Origin of the sequence: Phenylobacterium sp., from assembly GCF_022402485.1 — a bacterium.
In the GTDB taxonomy this organism is placed as follows: Bacteria; Pseudomonadota; Alphaproteobacteria; order Caulobacterales; family Caulobacteraceae; genus Phenylobacterium.
Map to the genome: position 1 here is coordinate 1 of NZ_JAKRSA010000005.1, position 12158 is coordinate 12158.

Annotated in this window: 11 protein-coding genes; 8 read left to right on the top strand and 3 right to left on the bottom strand. The window is 65.7% G+C overall.

Annotated features, from left to right (window positions below; translation table 11 throughout):
* Nucleotides 1-337 precede the first annotated feature (337 nt).
* Both MH112_RS00865 and MH112_RS00870 read right to left on the bottom strand, forming a co-directional pair.
* Nucleotides 338-1378: a M23 family metallopeptidase gene (locus MH112_RS00865; protein WP_296562752.1), complete on the bottom strand. Its 1041-nt coding sequence runs from the start codon at nucleotides 1376-1378 to the stop codon at nucleotides 338-340.
* A gap of 44 nt (nucleotides 1379-1422) precedes the next feature.
* Nucleotides 1423-2217 carry a sulfotransferase domain-containing protein gene (locus MH112_RS00870; protein ID WP_296562753.1) on the bottom strand — a complete coding sequence of 265 codons (795 nt, stop codon included), beginning with the start codon at nucleotides 2215-2217 and terminating at the stop codon, nucleotides 1423-1425.
* Between the two features lie 87 nt (nucleotides 2218-2304).
* Between MH112_RS00870 and MH112_RS00875 the strand changes: the two genes are divergently transcribed.
* The 7 genes from MH112_RS00875 to MH112_RS00905 are packed head-to-tail and all read left to right on the top strand — an operon-like array spanning nucleotide 2305 to nucleotide 8045.
* On the top strand, nucleotides 2305-3072 hold the full coding sequence (locus MH112_RS00875) for a CmcI family methyltransferase (protein WP_296562755.1): 768 nt from the start codon (nucleotides 2305-2307) through the stop codon (nucleotides 3070-3072).
* Between the two features lie 28 nt (nucleotides 3073-3100).
* Entirely contained in the window at nucleotides 3101-3874 is a 774-nt protein-coding gene (gene rfbF, locus MH112_RS00880; protein ID WP_296562757.1) for a glucose-1-phosphate cytidylyltransferase, read from the top strand.
* Entirely contained in the window at nucleotides 3871-4929 is a 1059-nt protein-coding gene (gene rfbG / locus MH112_RS00885) for a CDP-glucose 4,6-dehydratase (protein WP_296562758.1), read from the top strand. The genes rfbF and rfbG overlap by 4 nt, the downstream gene beginning before the upstream one ends.
* A complete protein-coding gene (locus MH112_RS00890; RefSeq protein ID WP_296562760.1) occupies nucleotides 4929-6167 on the top strand; it encodes a class I SAM-dependent methyltransferase in 1239 nt (412 codons plus the stop codon). The genes rfbG and MH112_RS00890 overlap by 1 nt, the downstream gene beginning before the upstream one ends.
* Complete coding sequence (locus tag MH112_RS00895) at nucleotides 6167-6718, top strand: dTDP-4-dehydrorhamnose 3,5-epimerase family protein (protein ID WP_296562761.1); 552 nt, start codon at nucleotides 6167-6169, stop codon at nucleotides 6716-6718. Before MH112_RS00890 ends, MH112_RS00895 begins: the two co-directional genes overlap by 1 nt.
* Nucleotides 6718-7212 (top strand): acyltransferase, encoded by a 495-nt coding sequence (locus MH112_RS00900; RefSeq protein WP_296562763.1) that lies wholly within the window; start codon nucleotides 6718-6720, stop codon nucleotides 7210-7212. The genes MH112_RS00895 and MH112_RS00900 overlap by 1 nt, the downstream gene beginning before the upstream one ends.
* Entirely contained in the window at nucleotides 7209-8045 is an 837-nt protein-coding gene (locus tag MH112_RS00905; RefSeq protein ID WP_296562765.1) for an NAD-dependent epimerase/dehydratase family protein, read from the top strand. Before MH112_RS00900 ends, MH112_RS00905 begins: the two co-directional genes overlap by 4 nt.
* Nucleotides 8046-8079: 34 nt before the next feature.
* On the opposite strand, the gene MH112_RS00910 is transcribed toward MH112_RS00905, so the two are convergent.
* Complete coding sequence (locus MH112_RS00910; protein ID WP_296562767.1) at nucleotides 8080-10407, bottom strand: tetratricopeptide repeat protein; 2328 nt, start codon at nucleotides 10405-10407, stop codon at nucleotides 8080-8082.
* Between the two features lie 341 nt (nucleotides 10408-10748).
* On the opposite strand from MH112_RS00910, the gene MH112_RS00915 reads away from it, so the two are divergent.
* Nucleotides 10749-12113, top strand: a complete 1365-nt coding sequence (locus tag MH112_RS00915; RefSeq protein ID WP_296562820.1) for an ATP-binding protein — start codon at nucleotides 10749-10751, stop codon at nucleotides 12111-12113.
* The last annotated feature ends 45 nt before the right edge of the window (nucleotides 12114-12158 follow it).

Sequence of the window (12158 nt, forward strand, 5' to 3'; positions counted from 1 at the left end):
GAAGGTTTCTGAGACCAAAGATTGGGGGTCGTCCTTCGGGACGGCCCCCTTTTTTTGGGCTTGAGGGTCCCGCAGGCCGATCGTTCGGGCGTTATGGAAGGCCGCTCACAGGGCGGACAGACCCCGCCTGAAGCGATGAAACCCAAAATTCTGAGGAGCGTCAGCGGGGCGGCAAAGGCCGAGCCATAGCTGGCATGAATGCTATGACTCGGCCGAAGCGACACAGCCCTGGAGAGTTGAGCTGACAAGAAACTGTAGCCTAGTCTGTAGGTCTGTAAAAGGGTCCCCAACCCGAGTTGGGGATTTCACGCAAAATTGAGCGCCCCATTTGGCCCGATCAGTCGAGCTGAACCGAAAATTTACGCTCCAAGGCCCGGCGACCGCTCCGCTCGATCCAATATTCCCCCCGATAGACCCCTGGGGGCCATCCCTCCCCGGGTGTCCGCCGGCCGGCATAGAGCAGGTACTGGGCCTTGGGTCCGTCCAGGGGATCGATGCGGCTCTCGGCCACAAGAGCGCCATCTGGCCCTGTGACCTTCAGGTGTTGAACATCCCCGGCCTCCAGGCCAATGGCCCGGACATAGGCCACCAGGGCGGGCGCAGTGCGGGCCGCCACGGGGATGTCGGCACCCTCCACTGCGTCCATGGAAACCGCGCCGGCGGCAAAGCCGGTGTTAAGCACCACCCCGCGCCGATAGGTCATCTGGTCGCTGACCGGCTTGGCCCAGAGGGGGCGGGTGGCCTCACAGACCCCTTGACCGGCCTCGGGGGCAAACGGGTCGATGACGACTCCGTCTTTGCGGACCGTGAAGTGGAGGTGGGGGTATTCGGTCTGGCCCGACAGGCCGACCCGGCCCACGGGGTCGCCGGCCGCCACCTGGGCTCCCTCGGCGACCCCAATACTGCCCTGAGCCAGGTGACAATACTGAGTCTCCCAGCCCCCCCCGTGGTCGATGACCAGGCCGTTGCCGCATTCGGTTCCGTCCACGGCCGCCAGGCCGATGGTGCGCACCGAAACATCGGCCACCCCGTCCCGCAGACGGATCACCCGGCCAGGGGCGGCGGCCAGGACCGCGACGCCGGCCTGCTGGGCGGCCATGTCGGGGATGCGAAAGTCGACGCCGTTATGGCCCTGATAGCTGCGGGTTTCGCATTGATAGTCCTGAGCGCCGGGGCCCGGATCGCGGTCCACATAGTTCTGGATCTCGCAGGTCTGGCCCAGAACGCAGTCCACCGGCAGGACAAGCTCAGGTCCCAGGGGCGGGGGCGGATCAGCGCTGGCGCCCCCAGGCGGGGCCGAGCAGGCCGCCAGAACGACGATCGCCAGGGGCAGCCAGACTGAACGGCGCAGGGGCAGGGGCAGGGGGGCGGACGACATCCCTACGTCTTGCCGAAATACCCTGACAAAATTGTGGCCCCGCCTCAGTTGTCCTGGCCAAAGGTGACGCCGCAGAGGGCGGCGAGCCTGGCCATATCAGGGGCATAGAGCCGGTTCAGAAAGTCCCGATCCGTCGCCGTCAGCTGCGAGGGATAATCCATGTCTCGCCCCACATGCACCCGGCGTGGCGTGAGCGCGTGCGGGGGCGGGACCCCGAGAAAGCCACTGATCTGGCCAAGGACAGTATCTGGCTGCGCCTCCAGGTCCTCGGCCCGCAGCACCAGGAGCTGGTGGGCGGGGAACAGGGTCAGCAGGTGTTCGATCTGGGCTCCGTAATAGCCCCGCTCCACATAGCTGAACTCCCGATGGAAGCCCCAGGGCTCGGCGGCAAACAGCCGCTGGCGACCAGCTCGGATGCACCAGTCGAAGGGATGGGTCTCAACCCCGCGGGCAAACTCCATCTTCCAGTGGGAAAAGGCCCGCTCCACCGGGTCGCGTAACAGGATGATCAGGCGGATGGCGGGGTTATAGGCCCGTATCCGCGCCAGGCTGTCCTTCCAATAGAGATAGATCGGGGTGGCCTCGCCCCACACCCGGCTGTTATCGGCCAGGTCGAAATGGGCGTGATAGGCCTCGTAGTCCGGCGCGCTCCAGTCCTGGCCCTCGTCATCGAAGAAGTGGACCTCCTTGAGGTCCGACAGCCCGACGTTTGGGTGGTCCTGCAGATAGTCAAAAAGGGCCGTGGTGCCGGCCTTCTGGGCGCCGGCGATGATGAAGTCGATCCTTGGCTGCACCAGCACCCCCTGTTCCTGCACCCGCCGTGCGGGATACGGCTTCATCGCCGCGCCGATGCGCGATAAGAGGGTTCGACATGGCGGGCCAGTGACAACATCGGCCTGCGCGAAACGGCATGCAAGGTCGGGGTCTTGATCACCATTATCGACGAAGAGCGGGGCGAAGTCGTCGTCCGCGATGGCGACACTGAAACGCGCCACAGCCTCTCCACCGCCGAGGGCTTTGCCGCGGCGTCCAAGGCCTGGGTCCGGGCGACCTGGGATTCCAAATATGTCTATTCCTTCGCCTGGATGGGCCGGCCGATCATCCAGCTGCCGGAGGACATGGTCCGCCTGCAGGAAGTGATCTGGGACTTAAAGCCCGATGTGCTGGTGGAAACTGGCGTGGCCCATGGCGGCTCGCTGGTGTTCTACGCCTCGCTGTTTGAGGCCATGAACAAGGGCCGGGTGATCGGCATCGACATCGAGATCCGGCCGCACAACCGCACGGCCATCGAAGCCCATCCCATGAAGAAGCGGATCGAGCTGATCGAAGGCTCGTCCACGGCCCCTGAGGTGGTCGAACAGGTGAAGGCGCAGATCAAGCCGGGCGAGACCGTGCTGGTGGTGCTGGATTCCAACCACACCAAGGGCCACGTGCTCGACGAGCTGCGGGCCTATGCCGACATGGTGCCGGTGGGCTCCTATATCGTCGCCACCGACGGGATCATGGAGCAGGTGGTGGGCGCGCCGCGCACTGCGCCGGACTGGACCTGGAACAATCCCCGGCAGGCGGTGCACGACTTCGTTGCCGAGGATAAGCGCTTCATCATCGAAGAGCCGACCTTCCCCTTCAACGAAGGGGTGGTGAAGGACCGGGTGACCTACTGGCCCGACGCCTTCGTCAAGCGGATCGCCTGAGCCGCATCACGCGGGGGGAGTAATTGCGATGAAAGTCGTCATCCTGGCCGGCGGCCTGGGCACCCGGATTTCCGAGGAAAGCCACCTGCGGCCCAAGCCGATGATCGAGGTCGGCGGTCGGCCGATCCTCTGGCACATCATGAAGATGTTCTCCCACCACGGGTTCAATGAGTTCGTCGTGTGCCTGGGCTACAAGGGCTATGTGGTGAAGGAGTATTTCGCCAACTATGTCCTGCACAATGCCGACTTCACCGTCGACCTCGCCAGCCGGGCCATTGAGTACCACGCCACCAAACACGAGCCGTGGAAGGTGACCCTGGTGGATACCGGGGCCGACACCATGACCGGCGGACGCCTGCGCCGGGTGCGGGAGTTCCTCGATCCTGGCCAGCCGTTCTTCTTCACCTATGGGGATGGGGTGGCCGATGTGGACCTCACCGCCCTGGCCCAGTTCCACCGCGCGCATGGCAAGCGAGCCACGGTGACGGCGGTGGCGCCGCCCGGCCGCTATGGTGCCCTGGAAATGACCGGCGACCGGGTGGACCGGTTTGTGGAAAAGCCGCCGGGCGATAATGGCCTGATCAATGGCGGCTTCTTCGTCCTTGATCCCTCGGTCATCGACCGGGTGTCTGGCGACAGCACCGTGTGGGAGCTGGGCCCCCTGGAAGGCCTGGCCGCTGACGGCGAGCTGATCGCCTATCGCCATGACGGCTTCTGGGCGGCCATGGACACCCTGAGGGACAAGAACCAGCTGGAGAGCCTGTGGGCGTCCGGCGAGGCACCCTGGCGCGTCTGGGCATGACCCGTCCGAACCCGGACTTCTGGGCTGGCCAGCGGGTCCTCCTGACCGGGCACACCGGCTTCAAAGGGGCCTGGACCGGGCTGTGGCTGGCCCGCATGGGGGCCAAGGTGACGGGCCTGGCCCTGGCACCGGATCAGACCCCGGCCCTGGCCGAACTGGCCGGCTATGAGCATCTGGCGGCCTCGCACATCGTCGATCTGCGGGATCGTCGGGAGGTGATGGAGGTGGTCTCAGGCCAGCCCTTCGACCTCGTGCTGCACATGGCCGCCCAGCCCATTGTGCGCACGGCCATCGAGGACCCGGTGGGGGCGTTTTCCACCAATATCATGGGCACAGCCCACCTGCTGGAGGCTCTCCGGGACGAAGACGCCCTACGCGCCGTGCTGGTGATCACCTCGGACAAGGTCTACGCCAATAATGACGGGGGCCGTGCCTTTGCAGAGGGCGACGCCCTAGGCGGCAAGGACCCCTATTCAGCCTCCAAGGCCTGCGCCGAGATCGTCACGGCCAGCTTCGCCCGCTCCTATTTCGACAAGGCCGGCGTGCCGGTGGCCACGGCGCGGGGGGGCAATGTGATCGGCGGCGGTGATTTTTCCCGCGACCGTCTGGTGGCTGACATTGTCCGGGCCGCCCGGGCGGGTGAGACGACCGTGCTGCGCCATCCTGAGGCCACGCGGCCCTGGCAGCATGTGCTCGACTGTGTGGCCGGCTACCTTGTGTTTGCCGAGGCGCTGGTGCAGCGCCCCGACACCCCACGGGCCCTGAATTTCGGGCCCCGTCCCGGCGCGGCGGAAATCACGGTGGGGGATCTGGCCACCCAGGCCATCGCCGCCCTGGACGCCAAGCCCTGGCGACACGAAGTTGACCCGAACTCCATCGAGGCCAAGACCCTGGCCGTGGACGCCAGCCTCGCCCGTAAGGCCCTCGATTTCGAGAGTGCCCTGGATGGCCCCACCGCCGTGGCCTGGACCATGGACTGGTACCGCAGACAGGGGCAGGGCGACGCTGCCCGCGCCCTTTGCCTGGCGCAGATCGAAGCCTACGAAAGCCTGTGATGACGACCCCTGTCTGCCGCTTCTGCCGCACGCCGCTGACCCACACCCTGGTGGATCTTGGGCTCCAGCCCCTGGCCAACAGCAATCTGACCGCGCAGGACCTAGCCGCCGGTGCCGAGCGCACCTATCCCCTGCACGCCCGGGTCTGCTCCAAATGTTTCCTGGTGCAGGTGGATGACCCTGTCGCCGCCGACGAGATCTTCGATGGCGGCTACGCCTATTTCTCGTCCTACTCCGCCAGCTGGGTGGAACATGCGCGGCGCTATGCCCAGGCGATGATCGCGCGCCTGGGTCTTGGGCCCAACTCCCTGGTGGTGGAGGTGGCCTCCAATGACGGCTATCTGCTGCAGCACTTCAAGGCGGCCGGCGTGCCGGTGCTGGGGATCGAGCCCACCGCCAACACCGCCGAGGCGGCCATCGAACGGGGCGTGCCCACCGAGGTCATGTTCTTCCACGGGGAGACCGGCAAGGCCCTGGCGGCGCGGGGGGTGCAGGCCGACCTGATGGCCGCCAACAATGTGCTGGCCCATGTGCCCGACATTGACGGCTTCGTCGCCGGGTTCCGGGAGGTGCTGAAGCCTGAGGGTGTCCTGACCTTCGAGTTCCCCCACTTTCTGAACATGCTCGAGCTGGTGCAGTTCGACACGATCTATCACGAGCATTTCTCCTACCTGTCCCTGCTGGCGGTGGCCCAGGTGCTGGCGGCCAACGGCCTGCGGGCCTTTGATGTGGAGCTTTTGCCCACCCATGGGGGGTCTCTGCGCCTGTTCTGCGCCCATGAGGCGTCCAGCCATCAGGAGACTGAGGCCCTGAAGACCCTGCGCGCCCGGGAAGCAGCGGCCGGGCTCGACAGGCTCGAGACCTATGACGGCTATACCGCCCGGGTTGAGGCCGTCCGCGATAGCTTCCTGGCCTTCCTCGCCAAGGCCAAGGCCGAGGGCAAGACCGTGGCGGCCTATGGGGCGGCGGCCAAGGGCAACACCTTCCTCAACTTTGCCGGGGTGGGGACTGACGATATCGTCTGCGCCTTTGACGCCAATCCGCACAAGCAGGACCGCTTCCTGCCGGGCAGCCACGCGCCGATCTACGGACCCGACAAGGTCGCCGAGGTGAAGCCAGACTATGTGCTGATCCTGCCCTGGAACCTGAAGGACGAGATCATGGATCAGCTGGCCTATATCCGGGACTGGGGGGGGCGTTTCGTGATCGCCTCGCCGGTGACCCGGATCCTCGACTGATGCGGTTCTCGCCCACGGAGATCGCGGGCGTGGTGGTGGTCGATATCGACCCCGTCCTGGATGATCGCGGCGCGTTTGCCCGGCTGCATTGCCCGGCGGCTTTTGCTGAGGCCGGGCTAGAGTTTGCGCCAGCCCAGACCAGCCTGTCGCGGAACACCGCACCCCTGACCCTCCGGGGCATGCACTATCAGCCTGCACCCCATGGCGAGACCAAGTTGGTAAGGGTCGTCCGGGGTCGGATTTTCGATGTGGCGCTAGACCTGCGCCCCGGCAGCGCCAGCCTTGGCCGCTGGACCGGTGTCGAGCTGGACGCCGCAGCGGGGCGCGCCCTGTTCATTCCGGAGGGTGTGGCCCATGGTTTCCTGACCTTGGAGCCCGAGACCGACGTGCTCTACCAGATTGCGCCCATGTTTGAGCCTGGCCATGGGGCGGGCGTCAGGTGGAATGATCCGGCCTTCGCCATCGCCTGGCCGGCTGCCCCGAAGGTGATCTCAGAGCGGGATGCGACCTATCCGGATTTCGCACCGCACGCCCCGTCCGGAGGACGCTGATGCTCAAGATCGATCCCACCGCGACCATCTCCCCCCTGGCCGACATCGAGCGCTCCGTGCGGGGCACCCTGATTGAGATCGGACCTCGGGTGCTCATCGACTCCTTCGTCAAGATCAAGGCGGTCGGTGGATCTGGGGAGGTCGTCATTGGGGCGGACTCGGCCATTAACTCCGGCACGGTGATCTATACCGGCAATGGGGTGCGTCTGGGGGAAGGGGTCCTTATTGCCGCCAACTGCACGCTCGCCCCCACCAATCACGAGATCGCCGATCGGAACGCCCGTATCCGCGACCAGGGCTTCATGGCCAGCCGGGGCGGGATCATCATCGAGGATGATGTGTGGCTGGGGGCCGGTGTCGTCGTCCTGGACGGCGCGGTAATCGGCAAAGGGTGTGTGGTGGCGGCCGGCGCTGTGGTGCGCGGCAAGTTGGAACCCTATGGAATCTACGCAGGGGCTCCGGTGCGGCGCATCGGGGAGCGCGGCAGGGGGTGAGCGGCTGGACCATCATCGGCGGCGGCGGCTTCATCGGCGGTCGGCTGGCGCAGGCCCTTCGCGATCAGGGACACTCGGTCTATGCCCCTGCCCGGGGCGATCCCGAGCTCTTTTCGCGGGACCTGGGGTGCGTCTTCTATTGTGCGGGCCTGACCGGGGATTTCGCCGTGCGGCCCTTCGATACGGTGGAGGCCCACGTCACCCTCCTGGCCCAGGTATTGTCCCAGGCCAGGTTTTCGCGCCTGATCTATCTGTCCTCCACCCGGCTCTATGACAGCCTGGGTGCCTCTGGCGGCCGGGAGGACGACCTGCTTGCCTTTGACCCAGCCGCGCCGCGCAACGTTTATGACCTCTCCAAGGCCCTGGGGGAGAACCTCACCCTGGCCCGGTCGGGGGGTCGTGGTGCCGTCGCGCGCCTGTCCAATGTGTTCGATCTGGCCGAAGGGGCCAGCGGCTTTCTGCCCGAGCTCTTGCAGAAGGCCCGGCGGGCCCGGGTTCTGACCCTGGACTCCGTCCCCGGCGCGGTCCGCGACTATGTCCATGCAGATGATGTCCTCGCCGGCCTGATGGCCATGGGGTCGGCCGAAGGTGAGGCAGGCAAGCTAGGGGTGGTCAATGTGGCCAGCGGCCAGAACCTCTCCAATGCCGAGCTCGCGGGGGTGTTTGAGCAGGCGGGCTGGACCCTCAATCTGGCGCCGGACCGGCCCATGCCCAGCGCGCCGCGCTGCGCCACCGACCGGCTGCGGGGGCTCGGCGTTCACCCCCGCGACCCAAGGGACCTGATCGCCCAGGCTCTGACCGCGCCGGGCTTCTATCTCGGCCCGAAGGTCTAGGCGGGCTACCGCCTGAAGGCTCCGCCGCCTTGGGTCAGATCGCCTGTTCCAGAGACTCAGGGGCCGGAGCGTGCGCCGCGCGGCGATGGTTGGCCACGGCCGCTTCCAACATCTTGTAGAAGTCAGCGGCGAACAGCTTGGTCTGCCCCAGTCGACTGGCCTTCAAGGTCTGCCGCAACTCGCGGCGGAGTTTGCGTAGGCGCTCCACATCGCCCGCCAGCTGGACCGCCGTGTTCCTAAAGGCTTCCAGGTCCCCGGTGCAGAGATCATGCAGGCCTGCATTACCGAGGATCGAACAGCTAAGCCGTTCAAACAGGGCCTGGCCCACCAGGGTCACCACCGGAACCCCCATCCAAAGGGACTCGCAGGTGGTGGTGCCGCCGGTCTGGGGGAAGGTGTCCAGGGAGATGTCCATCTCGTTGTAGAAGGGCATGTGCGCCCCCCGCACCGCCTCGAAGCGTAGGCGATCCCGGCTCACCCCTTCGGCCTCGAAGATGGCGGAAATATTGTCGCGGAAGGCGGCCGTGCCGCCCTCGGGTCGCACGAACATGAAGCGGGAATTGGGAACTGCAGCGGTCACCTTGGCCCATTCGGCGACCATGGCTCGGCTGTATTTGTAGGGATTGTTGGCTGTGCCGAAGGTCACGTAGCCATTGGTCACCACGGGTGGCTCGGCCGCCATTGTCCGTTCTGGGAAGGCCAGCTCCCCCATGGCGATCCAGCTCGAAGGCATCAGCAGCGGCCGCTCGACCAGCAGCTCGGGACGCGGCGGAACGAGATAGGGGTCAAGAATAAGATGGTCGATGGTGTCGAGACCCGAGGAATGAGGATAGCCCAGCCAACTGGCCTGCAGGGGGGCCGCCTTCCACGCCATGACATTGAGCTTGTTCATGTGGGTTGAGCCCCCCAGCTCGATCAGCATGTCGAGCTGGTCGTCGCAGATCATCTGGGCGGCGTCGAAGTCGCTGATCTCCTGGTTCCAGCGGAACACATCCACCAGGTCGGTGATCTTCTTCTGCAGGCTGTCTTCCTGGCCCTGATAATAGGAGTAGCAATAGACCTCGAAACGGTCGCGCGGGATGTTTTCGAAGAGCGGCAGGGAGAAGTAGGCCACAGGGTGCATCCGCAGGTCCGAAGACATGATGCCGATCCTGATCTTGCCATTATCTGGCCTAGGCGCCGTCGGCCGGCGCAGGGGGTAGCGTTTCACCCGCTCCTGGACGAACTCCCCCCAGATCCGATGCTGGTGGATCAGTTCGTCGCGGTCCTCTGGAGTCTTGACCCGCGACAGTTGGCTGAGCAGCGCCGTATGCCGTCCCTGCTCGGCCCAAAGTCGGCCGGTTTCGACGAAGTCGCAGACCTCGTCCAACCCCGCAAAGTCGGCAACCCTGGACAGCACCTCGGAGGCGACCTTGAGCTGAGCTGGCCCCGACAGGGTTCCGATAGCGTTGGCGGCCTTCAGCTCAGCATAGGCGTCGTCCAGATGGGCGGCCTCGTTCCCATGCCGTGAGCGCACCAGGCATTCGACCAGGGCCATACGGTAGTCGAGGTCCTCTGGATTCAATTCCACAGCCCGGCGCAGGTGGATATTGGCCCGGGGCCGGTCGAAATCGGAGATCACCCCGCCCAGCTGGTAATGCGCCCAGGCTTCATCTGGGTAGGTTTCGAGGACTTCCTTGAGATAGGCCTCGGCCTGTCTGAGCTTCTGCCCACGCCGGATTGCCACAGCCTTGGCTTCCATCAGCCGGGGAATGGGCTGGACCTTCAGGGCATCCTCCAGAATGGCGACCGCCTCATCGGCGCTCCTGGCCTCGGCCACCAGGGCCGAGAGGTCGAGCCAGGCGTCAATCAGGTCCGGCTTGAGGCGGGTGGCCAGCCGCAGCCGCATTTCGGCCTTGTCGAACTCTTCGGCGCGCCAGTGGCCGCGTCCTAGAGCGCGCTGCAGATCCGCATTGGCAGGCGCGTTCCGGACCAGCCGGCTGAAGATCGCAACAGCGCCGGGGCCATCTCGCAAATCGTTGAGAATATTGCCCTTATTCTGAAGTAAGCCCTCGTCCTTCGGTCGGATTTTCAAGCCGGCATTCAGGGCTTCAAGCGCTTCATCAAACTGCCCCAGCCGTCGAAGGCAGACCCCAAGGACGTTCCAGAGATCAGTATCCCGGGGATAGGTCTCCAATCCCGCGCGACACCACTGGGCACCCTGTTCGTACTTGCCCCGGCGATACAGCAGGCTGGTGAAGTTCTGATAGATCCGCAGAGGCGCGCCAGGTTCATCGGTCAGATGGGCCTCGGTCAGGGCAATGGCCTCTTCGAGTCGGCCAGCCCGCAGGGCGGCCTCGGCTTCGGCGATCCGATCAGTCATGACTTGGTCCTGGGATGCTGTGTCTGGCGCCCACGCCCCGGGGGCGCGGGAGTCGCACAATCCTAGTGACCCTCTGCCCCGGTGCCAACTGCATCGCCCCAAGGGCCGTGGATAGGGATGTAAGTCGTCCGCCGGCGCACCGGAAAACAATCAGGCGGGCGCGCGCTTCTGTTCTGAGGGCGGGCGAACGTCTCGCCAATCGACTTGGGCGGACTGTCACGCCAGTGTCACATCTGTCCGGCTTGGTGAATGATCGGGCGATCGGAGATTCGACTTTGCCGCAACCGTCCCCCTCCCTGCCGCTCAGACTGCGCCGAGGCTTGGTCGCTCAGCCGGTGGTCATGACGGGCTTGGCCGGTGCCCTGGCCCTGGTCGCCCTGGCCCTGGTGGGAGATGCCCACATCATGATGGCCCTGCTTCTGGCCGTCCCCCTGGCGGCGGTCACCTATGTTCAGGCCAGGCGTGCGCGGGGTGAGGCCGCAAGGCTGCAGGCCGAGGTCGCCGAGACCCATGTGGAGGTGGCGGAGGGGACGCTGTCCCTGCCCTATACCTCTGTGCTGAATGCCCTGCCCGACCCGGTCATGGTGATCTCGGCCCATGAGCCCGATGATCTCACCGGGCGACGGTTTGTGATGGTCAATCGCGCCGGCCGACGGATCCTCAAGATCCAGCGGGAGGCGGGCCTGCTGGTCACCGCCATCCGTGATCCCGATGTGCTTGAGGTGGTGGACGAAGCCCTGTTCGGGGGGCTGGAAGGGGAGGCGGTCTATGAGCTGGGCGGCACCCAGGAGCGCATCTTCCGGGCCTATGCCCGCCCGCTAGGAGTTGGGGCCGATGGGGGGCGGTTGGCCCTGGTGGTGCTGCATGACGAGACGGACATCCGGCGGGTCGAGCGCATGCGGGCCGACTTCCTGGCCAATGCCAGCCACGAACTCCGCACGCCCCTGGCCTCCCTGGCCGGTTTCATCGAGACCCTGCGGGGGCACGCCCGGGGGGACGAGGGGGCCCGGGACCGGTTCCTGGCCATCATGCATGTCCAGGCCGAACGGATGTCACGCCTGATCGATGACCTGATGTCCCTCAGCCGGATCGAGCTCAATGAGCATGTCCGTCCCCTGGAGGATGTTGATCTTGCCGCTGCGGTTCTTGACGTGCTCGACGCCCTGTCGCCGCTGGCCCGCGACAAGGGGGTGGTGCTGGACGCTGATGCGCCGGGCAGGGGTCAACTGATCATCACAGGGGACCGGGACCAGGTGATCCAGGTGGCCCAGAACCTGGTGGACAATGCCCTGAAATACTCCGCCCCAGGCGGTCATATCCGTATTCGACTGGAATCAGGTCTCAGCGCTGAGGCCTGCGTCGCCCAGCGCATGGATCTGGCCGCCCGGCTGTCTCTCCTGACTCCCGACCATGGGCCTGAGCGGTTTGCCGCGCTTTCAGTCATGGATGCCGGCCCGGGGATGGAGCGCGAGCATCTGCCGAGGCTGACGGAGCGGTTCTACCGGGTGGAGGGCCAGAAGAGCGGGGAGAAGCTCGGCACGGGTCTTGGCCTCGCCATCGTCAAGCACATCATGAATCGCCATCGGGGCGGTTTGGCGGTGGAAAGCCGCCCAGCCCATGGGACGGTGTTCACCGCCTACTTCCCCATGGCCGAGCGCCGGCTCGACAAAACCCGTGACGTTCACAATGTCATTCAGGCGTCATGAAACTGTCGCGTTCAATCCGCTAAGGGAGGGCAGGTTCTGCCCGCG

Bases quoted from the DNA above. Each gene is read 5' to 3' on its own strand.
- MH112_RS00865 (WP_296562752.1), bottom strand. From the start codon at position 1,378: ATGTCGTCCGCCCCCCTGCCCCTGCCCCTGCGCCGTTCAGTCTGGCTG.
- MH112_RS00870 (WP_296562753.1), bottom strand. From the start codon at position 2,217: ATGAAGCCGTATCCCGCACGGCGGGTGCAGGAACAGGGGGTGCTGGTG.
- rfbF (WP_296562757.1), top strand. From the start codon at position 3,101: ATGAAAGTCGTCATCCTGGCCGGCGGCCTGGGCACCCGGATTTCCGAG.
- rfbG (WP_296562758.1), top strand. From the start codon at position 3,871: ATGACCCGTCCGAACCCGGACTTCTGGGCTGGCCAGCGGGTCCTCCTG.
- MH112_RS00890 (WP_296562760.1), top strand. From the start codon at position 4,929: ATGACGACCCCTGTCTGCCGCTTCTGCCGCACGCCGCTGACCCACACC.
- MH112_RS00895 (WP_296562761.1), top strand. From the start codon at position 6,167: ATGCGGTTCTCGCCCACGGAGATCGCGGGCGTGGTGGTGGTCGATATC.
- MH112_RS00900 (WP_296562763.1), top strand. From the start codon at position 6,718: ATGCTCAAGATCGATCCCACCGCGACCATCTCCCCCCTGGCCGACATC.
- MH112_RS00910 (WP_296562767.1), bottom strand. From the start codon at position 10,407: ATGACTGATCGGATCGCCGAAGCCGAGGCCGCCCTGCGGGCTGGCCGA.
- MH112_RS00915 (WP_296562820.1), top strand. From the start codon at position 10,749: ATGACGGGCTTGGCCGGTGCCCTGGCCCTGGTCGCCCTGGCCCTGGTG.